The organism is Synechococcus sp. BO 8801 (assembly GCF_002252675.1).
Lineage (GTDB): Bacteria > Cyanobacteriota > Cyanobacteriia > PCC-6307 > Cyanobiaceae > Cyanobium.
On the sequence record NZ_NQKY01000031.1, the window covers coordinates 1 to 24,712 of the forward strand.

20 protein-coding genes and 2 pseudogenes are annotated in these 24,712 nt (G+C 70.6%); 12 read left to right on the forward strand and 10 right to left on the reverse strand.

Annotated elements, in window-relative coordinates:
- The 3 genes and pseudogenes from CJZ86_RS15415 to CJZ86_RS15425 all read left to right on the forward strand — a co-directional run.
- Positions 1-531 (forward strand): annotated as a pseudogene (locus CJZ86_RS15415) (glycosyl hydrolase family 3); the annotation flags it as partial.
- A 52-nt stretch (positions 532-583) separates the two neighbouring features.
- Positions 584-1,777: a glycosyltransferase gene (locus CJZ86_RS15420; protein WP_094587310.1), complete on the forward strand. Its 1,194-nt coding sequence runs from the start codon at positions 584-586 to the stop codon at positions 1,775-1,777.
- Positions 1,777-2,580, forward strand: a complete 804-nt coding sequence (locus tag CJZ86_RS15425) for a uroporphyrinogen-III synthase (protein WP_094587311.1) — start codon at positions 1,777-1,779, stop codon at positions 2,578-2,580. Before CJZ86_RS15420 ends, CJZ86_RS15425 begins: the two co-directional genes overlap by 1 nt.
- Here the strand turns inward: CJZ86_RS15425 and CJZ86_RS15430 are convergent.
- Genes CJZ86_RS15430 through zds form a run of 3 tightly spaced genes read right to left on the reverse strand, consistent with a single transcriptional unit; the run spans position 2,564 to position 4,998 of the window.
- Positions 2,564-3,112: a hypothetical protein gene (locus CJZ86_RS15430; RefSeq protein ID WP_143594183.1), complete on the reverse strand. Its 549-nt coding sequence runs from the start codon at positions 3,110-3,112 to the stop codon at positions 2,564-2,566. The two genes, CJZ86_RS15425 and CJZ86_RS15430, sit on opposite strands and share 17 nt — an antisense overlap.
- Positions 3,078-3,512 carry an SRPBCC family protein gene (locus CJZ86_RS15435; protein ID WP_094587313.1) on the reverse strand — a complete coding sequence of 145 codons (435 nt, stop codon included), beginning with the start codon at positions 3,510-3,512 and terminating at the stop codon, positions 3,078-3,080. The genes CJZ86_RS15430 and CJZ86_RS15435 overlap by 35 nt, the downstream gene beginning before the upstream one ends.
- Before the next feature lie 10 nt (positions 3,513-3,522).
- Positions 3,523-4,998, reverse strand: a complete 1,476-nt coding sequence (gene zds / locus CJZ86_RS15440; RefSeq protein ID WP_094587314.1) for a 9,9'-di-cis-zeta-carotene desaturase — start codon at positions 4,996-4,998, stop codon at positions 3,523-3,525.
- A gap of 129 nt (positions 4,999-5,127) precedes the next feature.
- Between zds and CJZ86_RS15445 the strand changes: the two genes are divergently transcribed.
- Both CJZ86_RS15445 and CJZ86_RS15450 read left to right on the forward strand, forming a co-directional pair.
- Positions 5,128-5,559: a HesB/IscA family protein gene (locus CJZ86_RS15445; protein WP_233134052.1), complete on the forward strand. Its 432-nt coding sequence runs from the start codon at positions 5,128-5,130 to the stop codon at positions 5,557-5,559.
- Between the two features lie 76 nt (positions 5,560-5,635).
- Positions 5,636-6,052, forward strand: a complete 417-nt coding sequence (locus CJZ86_RS15450; protein ID WP_094587315.1) for a tetratricopeptide repeat protein — start codon at positions 5,636-5,638, stop codon at positions 6,050-6,052.
- Here the strand turns inward: CJZ86_RS15450 and CJZ86_RS15455 are convergent.
- On the reverse strand, positions 6,045-7,259 hold the full coding sequence (locus CJZ86_RS15455; RefSeq protein WP_094587329.1) for a lipid-A-disaccharide synthase-related protein: 1,215 nt from the start codon (positions 7,257-7,259) through the stop codon (positions 6,045-6,047). The genes CJZ86_RS15450 and CJZ86_RS15455 overlap by 8 nt on opposite strands.
- Positions 7,260-7,334: 75 nt before the next feature.
- Here CJZ86_RS15455 and CJZ86_RS15460 point away from each other — a divergent pair, with 75 nt between their 5' ends.
- Positions 7,335-7,595 carry a DUF8620 family protein gene (locus tag CJZ86_RS15460; RefSeq protein ID WP_094587316.1) on the forward strand — a complete coding sequence of 87 codons (261 nt, stop codon included), beginning with the start codon at positions 7,335-7,337 and terminating at the stop codon, positions 7,593-7,595.
- On the opposite strand, the gene CJZ86_RS15465 is transcribed toward CJZ86_RS15460, so the two are convergent.
- On the reverse strand, positions 7,552-8,487 hold the full coding sequence (locus tag CJZ86_RS15465; RefSeq protein ID WP_094587317.1) for a TIGR01777 family oxidoreductase: 936 nt from the start codon (positions 8,485-8,487) through the stop codon (positions 7,552-7,554). The two genes, CJZ86_RS15460 and CJZ86_RS15465, sit on opposite strands and share 44 nt — an antisense overlap.
- A gap of 77 nt (positions 8,488-8,564) precedes the next feature.
- On the opposite strand from CJZ86_RS15465, the gene CJZ86_RS15470 reads away from it, so the two are divergent.
- On the forward strand, positions 8,565-8,810 hold the full coding sequence (locus tag CJZ86_RS15470) for an NAD(P)H-quinone oxidoreductase subunit O (RefSeq protein WP_094587318.1): 246 nt from the start codon (positions 8,565-8,567) through the stop codon (positions 8,808-8,810).
- Positions 8,811-8,839: 29 nt separating this feature from the next.
- Here CJZ86_RS15470 and CJZ86_RS15475 read toward each other — a convergent pair whose 3' ends face one another.
- The 4 genes from CJZ86_RS15475 to CJZ86_RS15490 all read right to left on the reverse strand — a co-directional run bounded on the left by CJZ86_RS15475 (position 8,840) and on the right by CJZ86_RS15490 (position 15,542).
- Complete coding sequence (locus CJZ86_RS15475) at positions 8,840-9,535, reverse strand: J domain-containing protein (RefSeq protein WP_094587319.1); 696 nt, start codon at positions 9,533-9,535, stop codon at positions 8,840-8,842.
- 168 nt (positions 9,536-9,703) lie between these two features.
- Complete coding sequence (locus CJZ86_RS15480; RefSeq protein WP_094587320.1) at positions 9,704-11,473, reverse strand: iron uptake porin; 1,770 nt, start codon at positions 11,471-11,473, stop codon at positions 9,704-9,706.
- 294 nt (positions 11,474-11,767) lie between these two features.
- Positions 11,768-13,588: an iron uptake porin gene (locus CJZ86_RS15485; RefSeq protein WP_094587321.1), complete on the reverse strand. Its 1,821-nt coding sequence runs from the start codon at positions 13,586-13,588 to the stop codon at positions 11,768-11,770.
- 208 nt (positions 13,589-13,796) lie between these two features.
- Complete coding sequence (locus tag CJZ86_RS15490; RefSeq protein WP_094587322.1) at positions 13,797-15,542, reverse strand: iron uptake porin; 1,746 nt, start codon at positions 15,540-15,542, stop codon at positions 13,797-13,799.
- Between the two features lie 127 nt (positions 15,543-15,669).
- Here CJZ86_RS15490 and CJZ86_RS15495 point away from each other — a divergent pair, with 127 nt between their 5' ends.
- The 5 genes from CJZ86_RS15495 to CJZ86_RS15515 are packed head-to-tail and all read left to right on the forward strand — an operon-like array spanning position 15,670 to position 24,130.
- The gene (locus CJZ86_RS15495) at positions 15,670-17,235 is read left to right on the forward strand and encodes an ArnT family glycosyltransferase (protein WP_094587323.1); all 1,566 of its coding nucleotides are present in this window, start codon (positions 15,670-15,672) and stop codon (positions 17,233-17,235) included.
- Positions 17,232-19,715: a glycosyltransferase family 39 protein gene (locus CJZ86_RS15500; protein WP_158219582.1), complete on the forward strand. Its 2,484-nt coding sequence runs from the start codon at positions 17,232-17,234 to the stop codon at positions 19,713-19,715. Before CJZ86_RS15495 ends, CJZ86_RS15500 begins: the two co-directional genes overlap by 4 nt.
- Complete coding sequence (locus CJZ86_RS15505) at positions 19,712-21,115, forward strand: glycosyltransferase (protein ID WP_094587325.1); 1,404 nt, start codon at positions 19,712-19,714, stop codon at positions 21,113-21,115. The genes CJZ86_RS15500 and CJZ86_RS15505 overlap by 4 nt, the downstream gene beginning before the upstream one ends.
- Positions 21,116-21,119: 4 nt before the next feature.
- Positions 21,120-22,109, forward strand: a complete 990-nt coding sequence (locus CJZ86_RS15510; protein WP_233134053.1) for a lysylphosphatidylglycerol synthase transmembrane domain-containing protein — start codon at positions 21,120-21,122, stop codon at positions 22,107-22,109.
- Positions 22,106-24,130, forward strand: coding sequence for an acyltransferase family protein (locus CJZ86_RS15515; RefSeq protein WP_094587327.1), 2,025 nt, complete (start codon positions 22,106-22,108; stop codon positions 24,128-24,130). The genes CJZ86_RS15510 and CJZ86_RS15515 overlap by 4 nt, the downstream gene beginning before the upstream one ends.
- A 469-nt stretch (positions 24,131-24,599) precedes the next feature.
- Here CJZ86_RS15515 and CJZ86_RS15520 read toward each other — a convergent pair.
- Positions 24,600-24,712: pseudogene (locus CJZ86_RS15520) on the reverse strand (photosystem II D2 protein (photosystem q(a) protein)); the annotation flags it as partial.

A 24,712-nucleotide genomic window follows, 5' to 3' on the forward strand; every position in this document is an offset into this window, starting at 1 on the left:
GGGCGGGGCCCGGCGCCCGGCGGCCCCGGGGTGAACCTGATCCGCCTCGACAACAGCCTGGCCTGCCCCTTCCTGCCGGCCGGCGCCCCGGCCCTGGCCCTGCCGGCCGCCGCCGGACTGCGGACCTGCCTGATGGACGGCCAGGGCCCTTCCCCCTGGAGCGGGGACGGGGAGGCCCCCCTGGCCCTGGAGCGGCTGGGCGAGGGGCCGGTGCTGCTGCAGCTGTTCGTGCGCGGCAACCCGTTCCGCGGCCGGGCCGACGGCCCGGATCCCTGGCCGGCGGTGATCCGCCAGCTCCAGGCCGCCGGCCGGCTGGCGGGCCTGGCCGTCTACGGCAGCCCCTATGCCTGGGAGGCCCTGGCCGCCCTTCTCGATCCCCAGGTGCCGGCCGCCTGGTCGCCGGGCCAGATGGCCCTGGCCCAGGGCGAACTGCTGGGCCGCCTCGGCTTCGGACCCCAGGAGAGCGCCACCCCCGACGACGACGCCAGCACCGCCGCCAGCGCCGCCACCGCGGTGGACTTCACCGACTGAGCACCCGCCGCCACCTAGCCTCCTGGCACGACCGTCCTGCCCGCAGCGTCCGATGCTGAGCCTGTCGATGATCGTGCGCAACGAGGCCGAGCGCCTGGAGCGCTGCCTGGCTTCGGTGGCCGGCTTCGTCGACGAGATGGTGGTGGTGGACACCGGCTCCGACGACGGCACCCCTGAGATCGCCGCCGCCTGCGGCGCCAGCGTGCACCACCTGGACTGGCCGGGGGACTTCGCCCCCGCCCGCAACCACGCCCTGGATCTGGTGACGGGCGACTGGGTGCTGGTGCTGGATGCGGATGAATGGCTGCGGCCGGAAGCCCGCGCGCCGCTGCGGGCCCTGATGGAGCAGCCCCGGGCGCTGCTGGTCAACCTGCTGCGCCAGGAGGTGGGGGCCGCCCAGTCGCCCTATTCCAGCGTCAGCCGCCTGTTCCGCCGCCATCCGGCGATCCGCTGGAGCCGCCGCTACCACGCCATGGTCGATGACAGCGTAACCACCCTGCTGGGGCAGGAGCCCGACTGGCAGGTGGTGACCTGCCCGGAGCCGGCCCTGGTGCACGAGGGCTACCGCCCCGAGATTGTGGCCGGACGCGACAAGGCCGCCCGCCTGCGCGCGGCCATGGAGGCGGAGCTGGCCGCCCGGCCGGGGGATCCCTACGCCTGCGCCAAGCTGGGGGCCCTGGAGGTGAGCCAGGGGCAGCGCCGCCGGGGCCTCGCCCTGCTGGAGGAGGGCCTGGCCCGCGCCGGGGCCGACGCCCTCGCCGAGCGCTACGAACTGCTGCTCCACCTCGCCATCGCCCGCGCCCCCGACGAGCCCGGCGCCGCCATCGCGCTCTATCGCCAGGCCCTGGCCCTGCCCCTGGATGGGCGGCTCAGCCTGGGGGCCCGGCTCAACCTCGGGGCCCTGCTGCTGCGCCAGGGAGATCTGGAGGAGGCGGCGGCCCTGACGGCGGCGGTGACGGACCTCTGCCCGGAGCTTCCCCTGGCCTGGTTCAACCTGGGCCTGATCGAGCGCCAGCGGGGCCGCCTGCTGGAGGCCATCGACGCCTACCGGCGGGCCCTGAGCCTGTCCCCGGAGCACGCCGACGCCCAGCGCAACCTGGCGGCCGCCCTGCTGCTGGCCGGCGACATTCCTGGCGCCCGAGACGGGTTCCGGCGGGCGATCGCCCTGCTGGAGGCCCAGGGGGAACCGCAGCAGGCCCGGGAGCTGGCCCACCGGGCCGGCGCCCTCGTCCGGCTGGACGCCTGATGGCCGCAACGCCGCCACTGGCGGGCCGCACGGTGGCCGTGACCCGGGCCGAAACCCAGCTGGGCGCGGCCCGCCATCTGTTCGAGCAGGCCGGAGCCAGCGTCATCGACCTGCCGGCCCTGGTGATCGGCCCCCCCGATCTCTGGGGCCCCCTCGACGATGCCCTGGCGGAACTGGACCAGTTCCACTGGATCATCTTCTCGAGCGCCAACGGGGTGGACGCCGTGGAGCAGCGGCTGGTCCGCCGGGGGAGCAGCCTGTCCGGACGGCCCCGGGGGGTGCGGCTGGCGGCGGTAGGGCGCAAGACCGCCGAGACCCTGGAGGCCCTGGGGGCCCCCGCCGATTTCGTGCCCCCGGCCTTTTTGGCCGACAGCCTGATCGAGCATTTCCCGGTATCGGGCTGGGGGCAGCGGCTGCTGCTGCCGCGGGTGCAGAGCGGCGGGCGCACGCTGCTCGCGGAAGCCTTCGCCGAGGCGGGTGCCCGGGTGGTGGAGGTGGCCGCCTACGAGACCCGCTGTCCGGCCGGACTCCCCAGTGGGGCCCTGCAGGCCCTGGAGCGGCGCGGGCTCGATGCCATCACCTTCAGCAGCGGCAAGACGGTGGACCACACCGCGCGGCTGCTGGCCGAGAGCTTCGGGGAGACCTGGCTCGAGCGGCTGGAAGGGGTGCAGGTGGTCTCGATCGGCCCCCAGACCAGCCGCCGCTGCCTGGAGCGGCTCGGGCGGGTGGACGCAGAGGCGGATCCCCACGACCTGGAAGGCCTGGTGGACGCCTGCAGCCGGTCCCTCAGAGCTCGACCTTGACCCGGCGACTGCCGCTCTGCAGGATCATGCTGCCGTTCGCGACATCGACGGAGGCCACACTCCAGCCGGAGGGCAGCAGATCGGTGTTGCGGCCACCCCGGTCGCCGGGGCGCAGGCTGCCGCTGAGCTGCCGGTAGGTCACCACCGCTTCGCTCTGGCCACCGCTGTTGATCACGCCGGTGACGCGGAAGTCCTTGAGGAAGGGCGGTGGCGTGGCGGCGGCCTGGGCCGAAGCGGCAGCGGTCACCGCTCCGGGAACCAGCTCCGGCACCAGCGATCCGAAGGGATCCTGGCGACCCATGCGGAAGGCGCTCACCACCTGCTGGGAGGTGGGAAGGGGGGTGAGGCCCTCGGGTACGGCCCCGGAGGAGGGCGTGGGAGCGGCCTGGGGCGGAGGCGCTGGCGCCGGTGGGGCTTCCACCGTGGGGGACGCCCCGCATCCGGTCAGCATCAGCCCGGCGACCACACCGATGCCGAGGCGCCCGTTGAGGCGCCGGTCAGCCCTTCTCCACCAGGTCGCGAAATCGGTCAAGGTTGGCCTGCAGCTCTTTGGTGACGATGCCACCCATGATGGTGGGTTCCATCAGGGGTGCAAGCGCGCCGGGCAGTTCATAGCTCACCGTGAGCTTGACCGCCGTGAGATCGGGCCCGAGGGGATAGAAGCGGACGGCCCCCTTGGTGGGCAGGCCGCCCACGGATTCCCAGTGCAGCCGCTGGCAGTCGACCCGTTCGGTGATCCGGGCCTTCCAGTGGAAACGGAACCCCTGGGCCGCCAGGGTCCAGTCGGTCAGGTCCGGGTCGTCAAGGGTGACGACCGATTCGATCCAGCGCATCCAGCGGGGCATGGCCTCCAGATCGCTCCACACCTCCCAGACCCGGGCCACCGGGGCCTGGATCTCGGTGGTGACGCTGTGCTCGAGCCATTTGCCCATGGTTGTGCTCCTAGGCCACCGCGGCGCAGGTGGCCAGCGCCACCGGCTGATCCAGGATGGCGGCGGCGGCAAGCCTTCCGCTCATGGTGGCCCCTTCCATCGAGTCGATGTAGTCCTGGCGGGTGTAGCTGCCGGCCAGGAAGAAGTTGGCCACGGGGGTGCGCTGGTCAGGGCGGAACGGCTCCATCCCGGGGGCTTCCCGGTACAGGGACTGGGCCAGTTTCACCACGTTGCTCCAGACGAGCTGAAGGCCGGCGGCGGAAGGAAACAGCTCACGCACCTGCCGATCGGTGTGGGCGACGATCTCCTCCGTCTTCTTGGGGATCCAGGGATCACCGGGGGTGAGCACGCACTGCAGCAGAGATCCCAGGCCCTCGCGCCGGTAGTCGGCCGGGCTGGTCAGGGCCAGGTCGGCGAAGCAGCTGAAGTCGGCATCGGCCGTGTACAGGAGATTGTCGAGGCCCGCCGGGCGGCCAAGGTCGGACCGGCGGGCGGCGGGGCCGGCGCCGTCACCCAGTTCGGTCACCCAGCCGTCGTAACGCAGCTGCACGGTGGCCACCGGCACCGTCTCGAGCCGGTCGATGGCGGCGAACTCGGGGAAACGGCGCCAGGCCTGGGGCAGCAGCCGCTGGGCTCCCGGCACATCACAGGCGGCCAGGTAGGCGTCGGCCTCCACCCGCTTCTCCCCGTCCGGGGTGCCCAGCACCAGGGAGGTGACGACGGTCTGGCCGTTGCGCTCCTCGTGGCGCACCTCGCTGACCCGGTGGCGCAGGTGCAGGCGGCCGCCACGGGCCTGGATGTAGTCAAGGATCGGACCCGTCAGCCAGCGGTGGGGGGATCCCTTGAGCAGGTTGAGCTTGGAGGCCTCCGTCCGGGAGGCGAACATCATGAAGATGGTGAGCATGCAGCGGGCCGAGATGGCCTCGCAGTCGATGAAGCCGAGGGCGTAGGCGATCGGGTTCCACATCCTCTGAATGCTGCGGGGGCTGCCCCCATGGCTGAGGAACCACTGCTGGAAGCTGATGGCATCAAGCGAACGGATCACCTTCATCGCCCCCTCGTAATCGACCAGCCCCCGGACGATCGGGCTCGTGCCCAGGGCGAGGGCATTGCGCAGCTTGTCGATCCAGTCGAGCTGGGGGGTGGTGAAGAAGGCCTTGAGGCCGTTGAAGGGGGCCCCGACGGGAAAGCGGAAATCCAGGGCCCGCAGGTCGCCGCCGCTGTTGACGAACAGGTGCCAGTGCTCCTTGGGAAGGAGGTTGTCGATGGCCCCCACCTTGCGCATCAGGGCGAAGAGGTTGGCGTAGTTGAAGAAGAAGACGTGCAGCCCCATCTCGATGTGGTTGCCGTCCGGGTCCTCCCAGCTGCCCACCTTGCCCCCCATGAAGGGGCGGGCTTCATACAGATCGACCGTGTGGCCGGCATCGACCAGATCGACGGCCGCGCTCAGACCGGCCAGACCCGCACCCACGATGGCGACCCGCACCCTTGGATTCCCGTGAAGGTCCTGACTCTATGGACCGGAGCCTACCCACCGGGGAGGGATCTCCATAGAGTGGTCGTTCACCGCGTCGTCCGGCGGCCCGATTCCCCCCATCCGACCCCCCAGCGCACGATGAGCAGCTCCACCCAGACCCCCGCCTCCAGCCCGGCAGCGACCATGCCAGCCGAGGTGGCCGTCACCCACACCGGTGTGGACGGCAAGGGCATCCTGATCACCGAGCCGGCCATGCGCCAGCTGGGCACCCTGATGGCCTCCCAGGGGGGCGAGAAGGTGCTGCGGGTGGGCGTGCGCTCCGGCGGCTGCAGCGGCATGAGCTACACGATGGATTTCATCGACGGTTCGGAGATCCTTCCCGACGACGAGACCTACACCTACGAACCCGCCGGCGCCCCCAGCTTCCGGGTGGTGAGCGATCCCAAGAGCCTGCTGTACATCTATGGCATGCAGCTGGACTTCTCCTCGGCCCTGATCGGCGGCGGCTTCAACTTCACCAATCCCAACGCCTCCCAGACCTGCGGCTGCGGCAGCTCCTTCGCCGTCTGAGCCCGGGCCGGTCCATGGCGTGCCGGACCCGTGGCATGGGAGTCTGACGATCCCCACCCCACCACCCCCAGCCGCCATGACGGCCCAGCAGGAGTCCCGCTTCGACCAGGCCATCGCCCGCTACCAGCAGGGTGCCGCGCCCGAGGAGCTGATCGACGAGTTCCTGCAGATCACGGCCCAGGAGCCGCGGCAGTCGGCGGGATGGACCTGTCTGGCCTGGCTGCAGCTGCTGCTCGACCAGCCCCAGGCGGCCCTGCCCTCGGCCCGCAACGCGGTGAAGCTCAATCCCCAGGATCCCCAGGCCCGCATCAACCTCAGCGTGGCGATGTTGGAAACCGGCGCCAAGGGCGTGCGCGAGCACATCGAGGTGGTCAAGCGGGTGATGCTGATGGCCCCGGAACTGGCGGAGGAACTGCAGGGCTCGATCGCCGATGGTCTGCAGCGGCGTCCGGGCTGGCAGGCCCTGGAGAAGGTGAAGGCCTGGCTCAGCTGAAGCCGCCGGGGCCCCGGCCGAGGGCCTCGAGCACGGTTTCGGCGATGCGCCGCGAGCCCCCGGGGGGGCCGACCCGCTCCAGGGCGGCCTGGGCGCAGCGCTGGGGCAGATCGGGGTCGGCCAGCAGGCGCTGGATCAGGCCGGCGGCCTCCTGCAGATCGGCCGTGTCGGCGGGACGCCGGCCCACGGTGTGGACCGTGGGGCCCAGCAGCCGCATCTGGGATTCGGCGAAGGCATAGCTGAACTGGGGGCCGCGACCCACCAGCTGCACCACGGGCAGGCCGAAACCCACCGCCTGCTCCACGGCGGTACCGGCCATGCCCACCACCAGGTCACTGGCGGCCAGGATCGAGGGCAGGGCCCCCGGCAGCAGCCGCACTTCAAGGTCGCCGCCGGCGGAGCGGAGCACGCCGCCGTCCAGCTGCCAGCCGACCGCCGCCGCCAGGGGTTCCAGTTCCCGCCAGTGGGGGCTCTCGACCACCGCCACCAGGAAGCGCCACGGCCCCTCCCCGTCCCGTTCGCCCAGCTGGCTGCAGAGCCGCAGCATCAGCACCAGGTTGTGGAGGGCCTCCGGGAAGCGGCTGCCCGGGACCAGCGCCAGGGTGCGGGTGCCCGGCAGGCGGGCCACCTGGCCGGCGTCCGGTGGCGGCAGATCCATGATCGGGTAGCCGCGGAACAGGGCCTTGGCCTGGCCCTGGGCCTGGAGGTCGGTGGCGGTGAAGGCGTCGCGGGTGAGCACCACGCGCACCCGCCGCCGCCGGCAGCACCAGCGGGTGAGGGCGGACAGCCGCAGCCGGCCCTCGTAGTAGCTCGAGGTGGAGACCAGGAACACCACCGTCGGCCGTCCGGTGAGCAGGGCGAAGATCAGGGGGACGTGGTCGCCGATGCTGACCACCAGATCGAAGCGGCGACCCTGGCGCCAGGCGGTCCAGAGCTGGGCCAGACTCTGCTGCAGCCAGCCCGCCGCCAGGTCCTTCCAGAGGTTGAGGCCCTGGTACACCATGCCCCCGGACGGCAGGCTGCGGCCCGCGTAGAGGAGGGGAATGCCGCGGCGTCCATAGGCCGATCCGGCGCCGACGATGGGCAGGGCCGCCAGTTCCAGCCCCGGATCACACTGACGCAGGCCATCGGCGATCAGTCCCCCATTGAGATCCTCCCCATGGCCGTTGCTGATCAGCAGGATCCTGGGAGCGGGGGAAAGGGGCACACGGGACACCAAGCACGGTCGAGTTTAGGTTTGGGCTCACCGGGGATTTCCCCCCTCCCGGCTCACCCCTCAGGCATGAGCACTCCCGCCACCGGCCCCGTCGCGCAAGTGCGCCGCGTTCTCGATGTCGTGCTGGTGGCCGACGTCTTCCTCGTGCTGGCCGGGGCCCTGTTCTTCGCCGTGGCGGTGGTGCTCCACGGCCAGCGGCTGGACGCTCCCCTGGAGCTCTTCCAGCGGTTGTGGCAGCCGCTGTTCACGCCGGCGATCGGCCTGCTGATGGCGGCGGCCCTGCTCAGCGGCGGGCTGGGCTGGTGGCAGCGGCGAGGGCAGCGCTGAGCTCCGGGTACTGGAAGTGGAAACCCTGGGCCAGCAGCCGCTCGGGAAGGACCTGCTGGCCTTCAAGCACCACCGCGGCACCGTCGCCGAGCAGCAGCTGCAGCAGGGGGCCGGGCACCGGCAGCAGGCTGGGCCGGCCGAGGGCACGGCCGAGGCTGGAGGCGAAGATCCCCATGCGGGTGGGCTCCGGGGCCACGGCGTTGTACGGGCCGGCGTAGGCGTCGTCCTCCAGGGCGGTGACGATCAGCCGGCAGAGGTCGTGGCGATGGATCCAGCTCATCCACTGCTGGCCGCTGCCCACCGGCCCGCCGAAGCCGGCCCGGAACACGGGCAGCATCTTGCCGAGGGCGCCGCCGTCGGGCCCGAGCACGATGCCCACCCGCAGCACCACGATCCGGCAGGCCTCGGGAGCGACCTGGGTGGCGGCTTCCCAGCGGGCGCAGAGACGGGCCAGGAAATCGTCGCCGGGGGGACTGGCCTCCGTGAAGCCGGCCTCCAGGCTGGTGCCGTAGTAGCCCACGGCCGAGCCGTTCACCAGCACCCGGGGCGGTGTGGCCAGGGCCGCCATCGCCCGCACCAGGTGGGTGGTGGTGCCGATGCGGCTGTCGAGCAGCCGCTGGCGGTGGACCGGCGTCCAGCGCTGGTCAGCGATCGGCTCCCCGGCCAGGTTGACGACCCCATCGGCAGCCGCCAGGGCCTCCAGCAGCGCCGGCTGGCCCCAGCTGGCCGGGTCGGCCGGATCGCAGCAGAGGGTGGTGAGCCGGGGGTCCGCCGCTTCGCTGTCGGGCCGGGCGCGACGGCTCACCAGGGTGAGCTGGTGGCCGAGGTTGAGCAGGAACGGCACCAGCTCCCTGCCGACGAAACCCGTGCATCCGAGCAGAAGCAGCCGCATGCCCACCGTTCCATCGGAATTCAGTGCCGAGGTTAGGTTCCGGCAGCCCTAACCTGTGCCGAACCCTCCTCTCCACGATGGCTGAGTCCGCGCCTGCCGCTCCCCCGAGCCTGAAAAAGGGTGCCCTGGTCAGGGTGAACAGAATCGCCTACACCAACAGCCTCGAGGCCGGAGCCAGCGATCCGGTGCCCCCCGGCTACCTGTTCGAGGGGCCCGGGGAGATCCTGGCGATCCAGGGGGAGCACGCCCAGCTCCGCTGGCGCCTGCCCGTTCCCGACGTGTGGCTGCGGCTCGACCAGCTCGAGGCGATGCCCGCCGCCTAGATCGTCCGCGCCTAGACCGTCAGCGCCACCTAGATCTCCACCCGGCGCCGTTCCTCCTTCAGGCGGCTGCGGCGCAGCCGGGCCTCCCGCAGCATCTCCTTGCCGTCATGGAGGTAGCTGTCCACATAGCCCATGGTGTAGCGCTCCAGCTCCACCAGGGCGTCCTGCACCTGGCTGAGGCAGTGGTAGAGGCTGAGGCCGAACCCCTTGGCCGCCGACGGACAGGCCCGTGAGCGATACAGCGCCTCCACCTTCTCCATGCGCAACCGGCTCTGGTCGAGGAAGGCGCAGAACGCCCCCATCAGCTCGTCGTCGTAGGGATCGGCGGCCAGGGAGCGCAGCTGGGCCGGGAACGGATTGATCACCTGACCGATCAGCCGGTCGATCGGCACGTACACCTGCTGGAGCCAGCCGAGGAGCTCCTCGTCACTGGCGGCGCCGACGCCGCGATGGCGGCCTGCCCCTGGTCCCTTGGCCGGCCCTGCACCGCCCGCGGCGGTGCGTGCCGGTATGCCGACGCCGGCCCCGTGGTCGTAATGGCGGCGGCGGTCCCCGTCGCCCAGCACCTCCCAGGCCGCATTCAGGGCCAGGATCGTGCGCGGATCGCCGCCGGCATCCGGGTGATGGCGTTTGACGAGGGCGCGATAAGCGGCCTTGATCTCGGCGGTGGTGGCCCCAGGCGAGACCCCGAGGATGGCGTAGTGGTCGGCGGAGGTCCTGGCCATGCGCTGGCGGCGCCATCTGGCTCCAGCATCGCCGATGGGCCCACCCGGACGGATCCCGCCGCAGCCGCCCATGAAAAAGCCCCCCTGGGAAGGGGGGCCGGAGGGTTGTGAGGAAGTGTGGGGAGGAAGGAGCGCCGATCCGAGGGGCCCGCAAGGGACCCCGGAGGATCAGAACCTGAACTGGGTCTGGATCAGGCCGCCGAGCACGCTGCTGGACTGGCCGATGGTGGTGAACTGGCCGTTGGGGCGGCTCAGGTAGAAGAGCGCCGGGGTCACGCTGATGTTGTCGGTGACCTGGAACTTGTACCACCACTCCCAGGCGAAGTTGCCGTCCTGGGGCGTCTGGCCGTTGCGCAGGGAAGTGGCGAACACCGGCTGACCCACGGCCATACCGGCCTGGTTGCCCTTCATGAACACATCGTTCCACTGCAGGCCCACGCTCCAGGACTGGCTGGCGCCGCGGTTGGCCGACTGGTTGAAGGTCGGAACCGTGTCGAACGTCGGCACCCGGATCGCGGTGGCGCCCCTGCCAATCAGGGCGGTCTGGGGGTTCAGCTGGGGCTGGGTCATGGCGTTGTAACCCCAGCCCAGGTTGATGGAGGGGATCCAGCCGCTCTTCTTGGGCTGCCACGCGAAGGTGGTGGCGAAGTTGTTGGAGTAAGCGGCACTGGTGCCGAAGTTCTCCGAACCCAGGAAGTTGTTGTTGATGTTGGGGCAGTCGACCGCCGCCTGGGCGAAGGTGGTGCCGCGGCGGAAGTTCTGGCCGCACTGGACATAGCTCCAGGCGAAGGCGAAGCGCCAGTTCTTGCCGGCCACACCGGCCTGGGTGGTCCAGGTGCCGCGGCTGCGCTCGCCCAGCAGGCCACCCTGGTTCGGGTTGCCGTTGTCACCGTTGGGGGCCACGTAGGCGGTGGAGATCGCGAAGAAGGGCTTGCCCTTCTTGACGTTCTGCTTCCACATCAGGCCGAAGGTGGAACCGGTGGCCTTGTTGTAGGTGCCGGGGGCGCCGTGCAGCGTGAAGACGTCGAGGATCTCGGAGCGGTAGAACCAGGGGGTGATCGCCAGGAACTCGGTGTTCCGGGCCCGGGCGCCGATCAGGGCGGTGAAATCGCGGCCGATCGGGAAGCGGTAGTAGAGACGGTCGATGTTGACGACGTCAGCACCACCGACGGGGGAGAAGGCGCGATCCAGCGCCATCAGGTTGTACGGCTGGCCACCGAAGGGGCTGTTGTTGAAGTTGCCGCTGCGCAGACGGGTGTACAGCAGGTCCTTGCCGGTGAAGCTGGTGAGCAGGTTGAGGCGCAGGTCGTAGTTGAAGACCGTGGCGCCCCAGTTGCGCCGGTTGTTGGCGGGGAAGGCGTTGGCCGCGCCGGCGGGGACGCCGACGGCGGGGTTGGGCAGGCCCTGGTTGCCACCGAAGCTGTTGGCGCCGATCACGAAGACGGCATCACCCTGGAGCTTGGTGGTGGTGGAGAACTGGGTGGCTTCGAGCTCACCCACCTTGGCCTCCAGGCCATCCACCCGGCCGCGCAGCACGGCGAGTTCCTTCTCGAACTCGTCCATCAGGCGCTTCAGCTCGTCGGTCACTTCGGTGATCCGGTCGAGGCAGGCGTTCAGCAGGGCCGCCGCTTCGTAGCGGGTCATGGCCTGGCCGCCCTTGAAGGTGCCGTTCGGGTAGCCGGCGACGCAGCCGTAGCGCTCAACCAGGTTGGAGAGGGCCTGGAACGCCCAGTCGGTGGGCTTGACGTCGGAGAACTGGTTGATGCTGGTGACCTGGTTCTGGGCTTCCCAGGCCTTGAAGCGATCGATGTCCTGCTGCTCCATGTACGTGGAGATCTCAGCCCGCTGGGACTGGGAGATCTCGCCGGCGGAAGCGGCAAGAGGCGACAGCAGCCCAAGGGCCACCGGCGCCAGCAGGAATTGCTGGAAGGGTTTCATTGGTCCTCACACCAAAAAGAGGAATCCCCCGAGGGGGACGGCGCAAACGTATAGGAATCCAGGGGCGCCGCAGCAGGACCTGATCACACCGGCAGGTATTGCGGATGACATTCGGGCGCCGCCGGAGCCGCTGGTGGCTGGGCGGGCGCTGTCTTTCGATCCTGGAAGACCCGCCGACTCCCGTTGGTCCAACGATGCGCCGGAGATTGGCGTGTTGATGCACAAAAAAAACCCGGCTGCAGAGCAGCCGGGCGAATGGGAGGGCAGATTGTGAGGGTGATGGATCCGAAAGGATCAGAACTTGAAGGTGGTCTTGATGAAGCCGCCGAAGTTGTTGAAATCGGAGCCCACAGGACCGATCGCACCGACGTTCTTGGAGACCTGACCCAGGGGAGCGCTCAGGTAGTAGAGCGCGGGGGTCACGCTGATGTTGTCGGTGACCTGGAACTTGTACCACCACTCCCAGGCGTAGTTGCCATCGACGATGGCGGTCGCGGCGGCGGGGCCACCGAAGACGGCGGGACCGGCGCTGACGGACGTCAGGAAGGTGGGCTGACCGACGGCCATACCGGCGGAGTTGCCCTTGATGAACACGTCATCCCACTGCAGACCCACGTACCAGGACTGGCTGGTGGCGTTGGTGATGCCGGTGGTGGAGACGAGATTCGCGGCGCCGTTGAGGTTGGTGGTGCCGTTGTAGTTGCTGCGGTTGATGCCCCAGCCGGCGCTGATGGAGGGAACCCAGCCGGAGTTGCTGGGCTGCCAGTAGGCGCTGATGCCCACCGAGTTGGTGGCGGCGGCGTTGGTCTGGAAGATGGTGGCCAGAGGCGTGCCGTTGCCGGTGTAGAGACCGGCACCACCGGAGGAGTAGGTGTAGGCCGCCGCGATGCCCCAGTTGGAGCCGGTGTAGGCGATCTGGCCGGTACCCGTCTGGGAGGAGCAGGCGTTGCCGATGCCACCGCAGTTCGCCGTGCCGGCGATCGGGTTGCCCACATCACCGTTGGCGGAGACGTAGTTGGCGCTGATGCTGAAGCCGCCGCTCTTCCACCACAGACCACCACCAGCGCCCAGGTTCAGGCTGTAGGTGCCGGGAGCACCGGCGTAGGTGAAGATGTCGAGGACGGTGTCAGCCGGGTAGGCGGACGGCCACACGGCCAGCATGTCGTCCTGACGGACGCGACCACCGATGGTGGCGGTGAAGTTGCTGCCGAGGGGGAACTGGTAGAAGAGGCGGTTGATGGCGACCACGTCACCGCAGTCGACGCCCAGGCCGCAGTTCTCCTCAAAACCGGCTTCGGTGGCGTTCAGGCCGACGACCGGCTGGCCGAAGGGCGACTGGGCGAAGTTACCGGCCCGCAGACGGGTGCGGAGCAGGTCCTTTCCGGTGAAGCTGGTGTCGAAGTTGAGCTGGATGTCGTAGTTGAAGGCCGTGGCGCCCTGGGTCTGGCGGGCCTGGTTCGCCCAGGTGTTGGGGACGTAGCCGATGCCGGCCGCGTTCGCGCCGAAGGCGCCGGGCACGAAGGAAGGAATCACCGCGCCGGCCCCGACCAGGCTGGCGGGCAGCAGCACGGCGGCCGGATCGTTGGCAACGGCCGGCAGGAAGACCCCAGGCACCGGAACGATCTGGGCGTTACCGCCGTAGCTGTTGGCGCCCATGATGAAGGTCGCCTTACCGGTCAGCTTGGTGGTGGTGGAGAACTGGGTGGCCTCGAGCTCACCCACCTTGGCCTCCAGGCCATCCACACGACCGCGCAGCACGGCGAGTTCCTTCTCGAACTCGGCCATCAGGCGCTTCAGCTCGTCGGTCACCTCGGTGATCCGGTCGAGGCAGGCGTTCAGCAGGGCCGCCGCTTCATAGCGGGTCATGGCCTGGCCGCCCTTGTAGGTGCCGTTCGGGTAGCCGGCGACGCAGCCGTAGCGCTCGATCAGGTTCGAGAGAGCCTGGAAGGCCCAGTCGGTGGGCTTGACGTCAGAGAACTGGTTGATGCTGGTGACTTGCTCTTCGGCGGCGTACTTGTTGACGCTGTCGATGTTGAGCTCAGCCGCCTGAACCGCCACGGGGGCGAGCAGGCCGAGAGCTGCAGGAGCAACCAGCAGTTGCTGGAAGGGCTTCATGGATTCCTCACACAATAAGGAGCGCTGTTCCATGACGGAACACGGCGAAGTATAGATCCTGTTTCTTGCGCTGCAAGCGACGAGTCAGGCTCAGGTAACGCTCGACCAAGCGCCCCAAGTCACCAGGTTCGGCAACACACAAAAAAGCCCGACTGCATAGCAGCCGGGCGAGTTTGAGGAGATTGTGAGAGAAGTGAATCCCGAAGGATCAGAACTTGAAGGTGGTCTTGATGAAGCCGCCGAAGTTGTTGAAATCGGTACCGGAGGTTCCGATCGCGCCAACGTTCTTGGAGACCTGACCCAGAGGAGCGCTCAGGTAGTAGAGAGCCGGGGTCACGCTGATGTTGTCGGTGACCTGGAACTTGTACCACCACTCCCAGGCGTAGTTGCCATCGACGATGGCGGTCGCGGCGGCGGGGCCACCGAAGACGGGGTTGCCACCGCTGACGGCGGTCAGGAAGGTGGGCTGACCGACGGCCATACCGGCGGAGTTGCCCTTGATGAACACGTCATCCCACTGCAGACCCACGTACCAGGACTGGCTGGTGGCGTTGGTGATGCCGGTGGTGGAGACGAGCCCGGCGGCGTTGCCGAAGTTGGCGCCGTTGAACTGGTTGCGGTTGATGCCCCAGCCGGTGCTGATCGAGGGGATCCAGCCGGAGTTGCTGGGCTGCCAGTAGGCGCTGATGCCCACCGAGTTGGTGGCGGCAGAGCCGGTGAAGAAGGCGTTGGCCAGAGGCGTGGCGTTGCCGCTGTAGGTGCCAGCACCACCCGAGGAGTAGGTGTAGGCCGCCGCGATGCCCCAGTTGGAGCCGGTGTAAGCGACCTGGGCCGTACCCGTCTGGGAGGAGCAGGCGTTGCCGATGCCACCGCAGTTCGCCGTGCCGGCGATCGGGTTGCCCACGTCACCGTTGGCGGAGACGTAGTTGGCGCTGATGCTGAAGCCGCCGCTCTTCCACCACAGACCACCACCAGCGCCCAGGTTCAGGCTGTAGGTGCCGGGAGCACCGGCGTAGGTGAAGATGTCGAGGACGGTGTCAGCCGGGTAGGCGGACGGCCACACGGCCAGCATGTCGTCCTGACGGACGCGACCACCGATGGTGGCGGTGAAGTTGCTGCCGAGGGGGAACTGGTAGAAGAGGCGGTTGATGGCGACCACGTCACCGCAGTCGACGCCCAGGCCGCAGAATTCTTCGAAGCCGGCTTCCGTGGCGTTCAGGCCGACGGTGGGGCCGCCGAAGGGCGACTGGGCGAAGTTACCGGCCCGCAGACGGGTGCGGAGCAGGTCCTTGCCGGTGAAGCTGGTGTCGAAGTTGAGCTGGATGTCGTAGTTGAACGCCGTGGCGCCCTGGGTCTGACGGGCCTGGTTCTGCCAGGTGTTGGGGACGACCGGGCCGAGGGGACCGAAGGGACCGGTCACGAAGGCGGGGACGCCGGTGGCCAGGGAAGCGGCGGGGCTCACCTGGGCGTTACCGCCGTAGCTGTTGGCGCCCATGATGAAGGTCGCCTTACCGGTCAGCTTGGTGGTGGTGGAGAACTGGGTGGCCTCGAGCTCACCCACCTTGGCCTCCAGGCCATCCACACGACCGCGCAGCACGGCGAGTTCCTTCTCGAACTCGGCCATCAGGCGCTTCAGCTCGTCGGTCACCTCGGTGATCCGGTCGAGGCAGGCGTTCAGCAGGGCCGCCGCTTCATAGCGGGTCATGGCCTGGCCGCCCTTGTAGGTGCCGTTCGGGTAGCCGGCGACGCAGCCGTAGCGCTCGATCAGGTTCGAGAGAGCCTGGAAGGCCCAGTCGGTGGGCTTGACGTCAGAGAACTGGTTGATGCTGGTGACTTGCTCTTCGGCGGCGTACTTGTTGACGCTGTCGATGTTGAGCTCAGCCGCCTGAACCGCCACGGGGGCGAGCAGGCCGAGAGCTGCAGGAGCAACCAGCAGTTGCTGGAAGAGTTTCATGGGTTCCTCACACGGAAGCGGCGCAATGCGCCAAACGAAGGATCCCCCAAGTGGACATGGCCATCCAGGGTCCATGTGCCAGAAAACACAACGTCCGGTACCCGAGGGTGCTGCCAGAGTGCCGCCCATGAAGGCCCTGTGGGCGTCGCTGCCCTTCCTGCCCCTGTTGCTGACGGCGGCGCCGCGCAGCTTCCTGGCCCACGACGAGGGCTATTACGCCCTGCAGGCCCGCTGGATGGCCACGAGCGGCCAGTGGCTGGGTCCCCCCTGGTGGGACCAGGTGATCTTTGATCGCAGCATCGGCCTGCCCTGGCTGATCGCCGCGGCCGGCCGGCTGCCGGGGGTGGGCCCCTGGTCGGCCCATCTGCCGTCCCTTCTCGCCGCCGTGGCCTGCCTGCTGCTCACGGCCGACCTGGCCGGGCGCCTGCTGGGCGGGGGCGGAGCCGCCTGGCTCGCCGCCGCCGTGCTGGCCCTCACTCCCCTCTGGCTCGACTACGCCCACCTGGCCAGCCAGGACATGCCGCTGCTGGCCCTGGAACTGCTGGGGATCCTGGCCCTGCTGCGGGCCGGCGAGGCTTCGCAACGGCCCTGGCCGTTCCTGGCCGGCGCCTGGATCGGCCCGGCCTTCCTGATCAAGGGCTTCATGGTGGCGCTGCCGGTGGTGGCCCTGCTGCCCTTCCTGCTGCTGGAGCGCCGCACCGTGCTGCGGCGGCCGGGCTTCTGGCTCGGCCTCGCCCTGGGCTGGCTGCCGGTGGCGCTCTGGCTGGGCCTGAGCCTCCAGGTGCTGGGCCTGCCGGTGGTGGCGGGCCTGTGGCAGAAGCTGCTCTACCTCTCCGAGAGTGACGTCTACAGCGCCGGCCCGCTCTATTACCTGTGGAACCTGCCGGCCAACACCTTCCCCTGGAGCCTGTTCGCCCTGGCGGGCTGGTGGGGCTGGCTGGCCGGACCGCTAGAGCGGTCCCGGCGCCTTCTCCTGCTCCTCTATCCGCTGCTGATGTTGCTGTTGCTCAGCGCCTTCCGCACCAAGACCCCCTACTACGGCCTGCAGCTCACCCCCTTTGTCGCCCTGGCGGCCACGGCCGGCCTGCGGTCCTGGAGCGCCGGCGCCGGCCGCTGGGCCCGGGGGGCGGCCTTCGGCTTCGGGGGGCTGGGACTGGTGCTGGTCCTGGCGGCGGTGGCGGTGCTCTGGCCCGGGGCGCCGGCCGGCCGGCTGGTGGCCAATGGGGTGGCGGACCTGGCTCCTGCTCCGCAGCTGTTCGCGCTGGCGGCGGGCTGCCTGGGGCTGGCCTGGGCCCTGGTGCCCTGGTGCCGCACCGGCTCCCGCCGGCTGGCGGCCCTCCTGGTGGGTCCCTGGCTGGCCCTGGCCCTGCTGGTGCAGGCCGGCCTGTTCAGCGATCGCAGCCCCCGGCAACGGCAGGCCCTGGAGCGCCCTGAGGCCAAGGAGGCCCTGGCGGCCGGGCCGATCGCGGCCGTGGCCGGCGCCCCCCTCAGCGGCGAAGAGCATGCCCGGCTGATCCTGGTGGCCCTGGCCAGCCCCCAGCTCACGCCCCGCATCGGCCCGGCGGAAGGGGTGCCCGCCGGGGAGCGGGTGTGGATCCGGCGCCGTGAGCTGCCGGCCGGATGGTCCGTGCGGCTGCAGGCCCAGGAACTGGAGCCCTGGGTGCTGGCCCAGGCACCGGGAGCGGCCCGATGAGACGGACACGGGGCCGGGATGGGTGGATCCTGCTGGGGCTGTGGCTGGCCGGGGTGCTCCTGGATGGGCTCTGGCTGCAGCGCCACGCCCAGCCACCGGCCTGGGACCAGGGGGAACACCTGAGCCGGGCCCTGGGGGTCTGGCAGGTGCTCGGGGAGGCGGCTCCCCTCGATCCACTCTGGTGGCAGCGGCTCTGGGCCGAGACGCCCACCTACCGGGGGCCCCTCACCTACCTGGTGACGGCACCGGTGTTCAGCCTGCTGGGGCCCGGCTATGGCAGCGCGATCCTGTCCAACAGCCTCTTCCAGGCCCTGCTCCTGGGCAGCCTCTACGGCCTGGGACGCCTGGCCCGCGGGCGGGCGGCCGGCCTCTGGGCCGCCTTTTTCTGCGCCGTCGCGCCGGCCCTGCTGAACCAGCGCAGCGACTACCTGATCGATTTCAGCCTGACGGCCGTGCTCACGGCCACCTGGTGGCTGCTGACGGTGCGGGTGCTGGGCTGCCCCCGGCGCCCCTGGCTCTGGAGCCTGGCCGGCGGCCTGGGGCTCGGGGCGGTGGTGCTGACACGCCCCACCGGCCTGGTGATGCTCTGGCTGCCCCTGCTGGCCCTGGCCTGGCGGGCCCTTGCGCCCCTGCTCCGGCGGGGCCGCTTCGGCCGGATAGCGGAGCTGCTGCTGGCGGCGGCGGCGGCGACGGCCGTGGCCTGGCCCTGGTGGAGCCAGAACTGGCTGACGATCCTCTCCACGGTCAACAAGGCCCGCCAGTGGGGCGTCCTGTATCAGGACGGTCTGGAGGCGAACACCCTGGCGGGCTGGCTGTTCTACCCCCGCCTGCTGCCCACCATGGCCGGGGCCGCCCTGGTGGCGGTGGTGGTGGCGGGGGGAGCGCTGCATTGGTGGCGAAACCGCGGCGTCCCTGCCGGCGCCCTGCCCTGGCGGCGGCTCGCCTGGTGGCTGAGCTTTCCGCTCGGTGCCCTGCTGCTGGCCACCCTGATGAGCACCAAGGACTTCCGCTTCGTGCTCCCCCTGGTTCCCCAGCTGTGCCTTGGCCTGGGGATCGTGCTGGCCTCGGCCGCCGGCCGCTGGACGCCCGTCTGGCGGCTGGCGGTGGTGGCGATCGGGCTCTGGGGGGCGCTGGCCAGCCAGTTCGCCCTGGCGGCCAATCCGACCGCCTTTCCGCCGCGGCCCCCCGTCGCCGGCCCCCCCTGGCCCCTGGAGGCGATCGTGGCCACGATCCGCCAGCGCAGTCCCCACCAGCTCTCCACCCTGGCGGTGCTGCCCGACAGCCAGGGACTGAACGCCTTCAACCTCGACGCCGAAGGGCGCCGGCAGGACTTCCGCGTCGCCGCCCGCCAGACCGTGGGGCCTGTCGACCAGCTCGACGGCGACCTGGCCGGCTTCGACTGGTTCCTGCTCAAGGGGGGCGACCAGGGGGTGATGAGCGATGAGCGCCAGGCCGCCCTGGACGGCCTGGTGCGGCGATCACCCGCGTTCCAGGCCGCCGGGCGCTGGCCCCTGCCGGATGGCAGCAGCGCCGAGCTGTTCGGGCGGCGGCAGCTGAGCCTGGCGGTGACACCGGCGGCCTGCGGGCCGGGGCGGGACCTGGCCCTGAACCTGACCGTCGAACCGCCGCCCCCCCTGCGGCCGGGCACCGGGGCGGTGCTGGTGAGCCGGCTGCGGGGGCCGGCGGCCGAGCTGAGGGACGGCCTGCTGCTGCTCGACTGGCGGCCGGACGCCGCCGCCGACGGCGTGCCGACCTGGCGCCATGACCGCGGCATCGGCCAGGGCATGGTGCGCGCTGCGCCCGGCGGTTGCCTGGAGGTGCGGGAACGGCTGGCCCTGGTGGTGCCGGCCGGGTTGCCCGATGGGTCCTACCGGCTCCGGGCCCGGGCCCTCGACCGCCAGGGGCGGCCGCTGCCCCTGCGCAGCGCTCCTCTGACGCTGGCGGTGGCCGGCGGCGGTGCCCAGGGCCCGGAGGCCCAGGGCAAGGGGGCCCAGGCCATGGACACCGGGGCGCCCCCCAACCGCATCGACCAGCTGGTCGAACTCGGGAGGCTGCTGCGGGCCGGCGATCTCGACCGGCTGTTCCGGCAGGTGGGCCAGATCAACCAGCGGGACCCCCAGCAGATCTACCTCTCCCAGGGGGAGCGGCTGCTGCGGGCCAGGCTGCAGGAGACTGGCGCCGACCCCGGGGAAGCCGATCTGGAGGACCTCTATGGTCTGGCCCTGGCCCAGGCGCTGCAGAGGCACGCCGATGGGGCCGTCGACACGCTGCAGCGCATCGTGTCCCTCGAACCCACCAATCCCCATGCCCTGATGGCCCTCGGCTTCGTGCAGCTCTACCGCTTCCACCCGGGCCAGGCCCAGGTGGCGCTCGATGCCGCCGCCCGGCTCGACCCCGGCAACCGCACCCTGCGGACGCTGCGGGCCGTGGCCAGCGGCCTGCGGCTCGATGTGGCGGGCACCCTGGCCCTGCTGCGATGAACGGCACGCTCCAGCCGGAAGGACTGCAGCGGTTCCACCGCCGCAACCGCGCCTACTACGAGGACCTGGACCGCCTGCACCAGCTGCTGGTCGCCCCGGGTCTGCGGGTGCTCGAGATCGGCTGCGGCCTGGGGGATCTGCTGGCGGCCACCCACCCGGGCCACGGCGTGGGCATCGAGCGCGACCCCGTCATCGCCGCCGCCGCCCAGGCCGCCCACCCCAACCTGCGGATCGTCTGCGCCGAGGCGGCGACCCTCGACCCGGAGGTGATCGGGGAGAGCGCCCCCTTCGACGTGATCCTGCTGGCCAACACCCTCAACACCCTCGAGGACGTGCAGGGGGTGCTGGAGCGGCTGGCGGCGTTCTGCCATGACCGCACCCGGCTGGTGGTGAGCTTGCACAACTGGCTGTGGCAGCCCCTGCTCAAGGCGGCTGAAGGCGTGGGCCTGCGTCAGCCCCAGCCCCCCGAGAGCTGGCTCACCCCCAGGGACGTGCAGAACCTGCTCGATCTGGCCGGCTGGGAGGTGCTCAAGCAGGGCCATCGCTGCCTGCTGCCCCGCCGGATCCCCCTGCTGACCCCCCTGGCCAACCGCTGGCTGAGCCAGCTGCCGCTGCTCGAACAGTTCGGGCTGACCCACTGGCTGGTGGCCCGGCCCGCCACCCCGGCCCAGCGCCGCCCCAGCGTCAGCGTGGTGATCCCGGCCCGCAACGAGGCCGGCAACATCGCCGCCGCCATCGACCGCATGCCCCTGCTGGGGTCGGCCACCGAGGTGCTGTTCGTGGAGGGCCACTCCTCCGATGCCACCTGGGCGGAGATCGAGCGGGTCTGCGGCTCCTACAGCGGCCCGCTGCAACTTCGGGCCCTGCGCCAGAGCGGCCGCGGCAAGGCCGACGCCGTCTGGCTGGGCTTCGATCAGGCCGAGGGGGAGGTGCTGATGATCCTCGATGCCGATCTCACCGTGCGCCCCGAGGATCTGCCCCGGTTCTACAAGGCCCTGGCGGAGGGCCGGGGGGAGTTCGTCAACGGCTGCCGGCTGGTGTATCCCCGCACCAGCGCCGCCATGCCGCCGCTGAACACGGCCGCCAACCGCTTCTTCGCCGCGGCCTTCTCCTGGCTGCTGCGCCAGCGGCTCAAGGACACCCTCTGCGGCACCAAGGTGATCTGGAAGGCCGACTACGAGCGGCTAAAGGCCGGGCGTGCCTACTTCGGCGACTTCGACCCCTTCGGCGACTTCGATCTGCTCTTCGGCGCGGCCAAGCTCAACCTCAAGATCGTGGAGGTGCCGGTGCGGTACCAGGAGCGCAGTTACGGCAGCTCGAACATCGCCCATGTGAAGGAGGGGCTGATCCTGGCGAGGATGTGCCTGTATGCGGCGCAGAAGCTGCGCTTCACCCCATGACCGCGTGGCTGTCCGTCCCGCCGCCGCCCCGCCAGCGGCAAGGCCGCCGATGAAGAAGCGCTGGTTCCTGGGGTTGGTGGCGACCCTGGCGCTCTACCTGGGGCTCAGCATCTGGTTCGGTTTCGCCAACGTGATGCGCTCCCTGGGGGCGCTGCCCTGGTGGTGCTGGCTGCTGGTGCCCGCGATGGTGGCCGTGGGCTATCTGCTGCTGTTCCAGCGCTGGCAGTTCTATCTGCGGCAGCTGGGGCAGCCCCTGGCCTGGCGGCCCAGCAGCCGGATCTACGTCGCCGGCCTGGCGCTGGTCGCCGCCCCCGGCCGCAGCGGCGAGGCCCTGCGGGGACTGTGGCTGCAGCGCCGCCACGGCATCCCGATGCAGGTCGGCGTGGGGGTGACCCTGGCGGAGCGGGTGACTGACCTGGCCGGAGCCCTGCTGGTGCTCGCCTGGGGGCTCGGGGGACGGATCCTGCCGGCCCTGGTGGCGGGCGGCGGAACCCTGGCCATCGGCGCCTGGCTGCTGACCCATCCGGCCGCCCTGCGGCGCCTGGAGGCCTTCCTCGACCGGCTGCCGGCGCACCGGCGCTGGCACGGACTGACCCGGCTGCTGCGGGAGGCCCTCGGGGCGGTGGGCCGGCTGCGACGGCTGCTGCGGCCCTGGCCCCTGCTGGTGGGCACCGCCCTGGCGGCCCTGGTGTGGCTGATCGAAGCGTCGGCGCTGATGGGCCTGCTGCAGCTGCAGGGGGATCCCCTGGCCCTGAGCCAGGCCGCCGTGATCCGCACCGCCATGGCCCTGGGCGGGGTCCTCTCCTTCCTGCCGGCGGGGGTCGGCACCGCGGAGGCCACGGCCATCGGCCTGGCGGTGGCGTTCGGGGTCGAACGACCGGCGGCGCTGGCGGTCACCCTGGTGCTGCGGGTGTGCACCGTGCTGCTGCCCACCGCGGTGGGCCTGGTGGTGCTGGGCCGCCATCGGGACGATGGCGAGGCGATGGCGGCGTGAGCGACACCCCCCTCTCCTCCGGGGCCGGCTACCGGGCCGAGATCGACGGCCTGCGGGCCCTGGCCGTGGTGGCCGTGATCCTCAACCACATCGACGACCGGCTGCTGCCCAGCGGCTACCTGGGGGTGGACATCTTCTTCGTGATCTCCGGCTTCGTGATCACCGGGTCCCTGACGCGCCGTCCGGCCCGCTCCCTGGGCGATCTCCTGCTCGGCTTCTACAGCCGCCGCCTGAAACGGCTCGTGCCGGCCCTGCTGGTCTTCGTGGTGGTGGTGGGGATCCTGGCCTGCCTGGTGATCCCCCGGCCCCATACGGCCCTGCGCACGGGGATCAGCGCCCTGTTCGGCTTCTCCAACGTCTACCTGCATGGGCAGGCGACCGACTACTTCGGCACCGCCACCAAGCTCAACCCCTTCACCCACACCTGGTCGCTTGGGGTGGAGGAGCAGGTTTACCTGCTGCTGCCCCTGGTGGCCTGGATGACGGGCTTCGCCCGCCCCGGAGCCGGGGGCCACAGGGCCCTGTTCGGGGTGATGGGCGTGGCCTCACTGGCGTCGCTGATCGCCTTCGTTCAGCTCTATCCCACCCAGCAGGCCGCCGCCTACTTCCTGATGCCGCCGCGGCTCTGGGAGATGGGGGCGGGCTGCCTGCTGTTCTGCCTCGGCGGCGTCTGGCCGGCCGCCGCCAAGGGCCTGGGCCAGCTGCCGCCCATGGCGGCGGCTCTGGGCCTGGTGGCGGTGATGCTGCTGCCGCTGACCTGGGCGGTGCCGGCCACGGTGGCCGCCGTGGTCCTGACCACACTGCTGATCGCCAGCCTGCGGCAGGGGACCGCCGCCCACCGGCTGTTCAGCCTGCCGGCCCTGGTGGGGGTGGGGCTGATCTCCTATTCCCTCTACCTCTGGCACTGGGGGGTGCTGTCCCTGAGCCGCTGGACGATCGGCCTGCACTGGTGGTCGCTGCCGTTCCAGATCGGCCTGATGGTGCTCCTGTCGCTGGCTTCCTACCGCTGGGTGGAAAAACCCCTGAGGCAGGCCAGCTGGGGCCCGCGGCGGGACCAGACCATCGCCATCGGGGTGGGCGGCCTGGCGGCCGGGGCCGGGCTGCTGATCGGTGTCGACAACCTGCCTCCGTTCAGCCTGTACGCCGGACGCAACCCGATCCCCGCCGGCATGGGGGTGGAATCGCTCGTCGATCCCTATCGGGTGGCGGGTGCCGCCGGAACCTGGCAGGGGTCGCCCTGCGTGCTGGCCAACGACGGTGAAGCGGCGAAGACCATTGCCATCGAGGCCTGCACCCTTGGGGACTTCGCCACGGCCCGCCACCGGGTGCTGGTGGTGGGCAATTCCTTCTCGGCCTCCTTCGCCGGCGCCTTCGACGAGCTGGTGGCCACCGACGGCTACGCGGTGACGATCACCTCGGCCTGGGCCGCCTCCCCGGTGGGCAACTTCGCCGCCCTCGGCGGCGGCGGCCCCTTCGCCGCCACCAACCGCGCCTACTGGAACCGGGTGGTGCCAGGGCTGGTGGCCCAGCTGCGCCCCGGCGACTGGGTGTTCCTCGTCAACGACATGGTGATGTTCTCGCCGCCCAGCCAGGGGCCGGGCAGCCGGCTCATCCTGCAGACCCTGCGGGTGGGCCTCAGCGACTTCTCCGCCAGCCTGGCCGAGCGCGGCGTGCGCCTGGCGGTGCTCAACGGCCTGCCCTTCGCCCGGGAGGCGAACTGCCACCCCGCCAGTGCCGTGCCCCAGTGGTTCTCCCCCTTCGGCGGCCCCTGCCAGATGCCGGATCGGGCGGAATCCCTGCGGCGACGCCAGCCCCTCGACAACCTGCTGGGCGAACTGCAGAGCCAGGGGAAGCTGCAGGTGGTCGACCTGTTCGACCTGTTCTGCCCCGAGGGGGCCTGCACCTATCGGGCCCGGGGTGGCGAGATCCTCTACCGGGACGAGCATTCCCATCCCTCGAAGCAGGCGGTGCGGCTCGCCGCGCCCGTGATCCGGGACGTGCTGAGGCCCAGGCAGGAATGAACGATGCCCCCGAGACCGGGGGTACCAGGGGAACCTGGAACCACGGTCTCGGGGGCTCTCGCCGGGTCCGCTCTGGCGCGGAACCGATGGATCAGGATTCAGCGGCCGTGATCAGCCGGCGTTCTCCGCGATCTGCAGACCCTGGATGGGACAACTTGGGGTCATGGACACCTCCTCCTGTGGGTTGGATGCCAGCCGGCGACGCCTGCGGCAAGGACAGAAGACGACCGAGGGAGACGGGCACCACACCAGCTGAACCAAGCAGGATTCCCACCGATGCCGTGGCAGCAGGGGAGGCTCACCGGGCCCGACGATGGGGCGCACTCCGATCAGGCGTTTCCGTCGATCACCACGTCACTGCTGACGGAACGAGGCCATCGTAACCAGCTTTTCGGGCCATCGACGGGGCCATCGAAGGGGCCATGAAAAAAGCCCCCATGGAAGGGGGCTGGAGAACCTTGGGAAGGGATCAGAGCGCGTTGCCGCGGGGCAGAACCTCTTCAGGGAAGATGAAGTTTTCGTGCGGTTGGTCGGCAGGCGCCATCCAGGCACGCAGACCTTCGTTGAGCAGGATGTTCTTGG

Coding starts and splice junctions, on each gene's coding strand:
- CJZ86_RS15450 (WP_094587315.1), top strand. CDS start 5,636: ATGACGGCCCAGCAGGAGTCCCGCTTCGACCAGGCCATCGCCCGCTAC.
- CJZ86_RS15505 (WP_094587325.1), top strand. CDS start 19,712: ATGAACGGCACGCTCCAGCCGGAAGGACTGCAGCGGTTCCACCGCCGC.
- CJZ86_RS15435 (WP_094587313.1), bottom strand. CDS start 3,512: ATGGGCAAATGGCTCGAGCACAGCGTCACCACCGAGATCCAGGCCCCG.
- CJZ86_RS15490 (WP_094587322.1), bottom strand. CDS start 15,542: ATGAAACTCTTCCAGCAACTGCTGGTTGCTCCTGCAGCTCTCGGCCTG.
- CJZ86_RS15470 (WP_094587318.1), top strand. CDS start 8,565: ATGGCTGAGTCCGCGCCTGCCGCTCCCCCGAGCCTGAAAAAGGGTGCC.
- CJZ86_RS15445 (WP_233134052.1), top strand. CDS start 5,128: ATGAGCAGCTCCACCCAGACCCCCGCCTCCAGCCCGGCAGCGACCATG.
- CJZ86_RS15420 (WP_094587310.1), top strand. CDS start 584: ATGCTGAGCCTGTCGATGATCGTGCGCAACGAGGCCGAGCGCCTGGAG.
- CJZ86_RS15460 (WP_094587316.1), top strand. CDS start 7,335: ATGAGCACTCCCGCCACCGGCCCCGTCGCGCAAGTGCGCCGCGTTCTC.
- CJZ86_RS15485 (WP_094587321.1), bottom strand. CDS start 13,588: ATGAAGCCCTTCCAGCAACTGCTGGTTGCTCCTGCAGCTCTCGGCCTG.
- CJZ86_RS15425 (WP_094587311.1), top strand. CDS start 1,777: ATGGCCGCAACGCCGCCACTGGCGGGCCGCACGGTGGCCGTGACCCGG.
- CJZ86_RS15475 (WP_094587319.1), bottom strand. CDS start 9,535: ATGGCCAGGACCTCCGCCGACCACTACGCCATCCTCGGGGTCTCGCCT.
- CJZ86_RS15480 (WP_094587320.1), bottom strand. CDS start 11,473: ATGAAACCCTTCCAGCAATTCCTGCTGGCGCCGGTGGCCCTTGGGCTG.
- CJZ86_RS15465 (WP_094587317.1), bottom strand. CDS start 8,487: ATGCGGCTGCTTCTGCTCGGATGCACGGGTTTCGTCGGCAGGGAGCTG.
- CJZ86_RS15500 (WP_158219582.1), top strand. CDS start 17,232: ATGAGACGGACACGGGGCCGGGATGGGTGGATCCTGCTGGGGCTGTGG.
- CJZ86_RS15495 (WP_094587323.1), top strand. CDS start 15,670: ATGAAGGCCCTGTGGGCGTCGCTGCCCTTCCTGCCCCTGTTGCTGACG.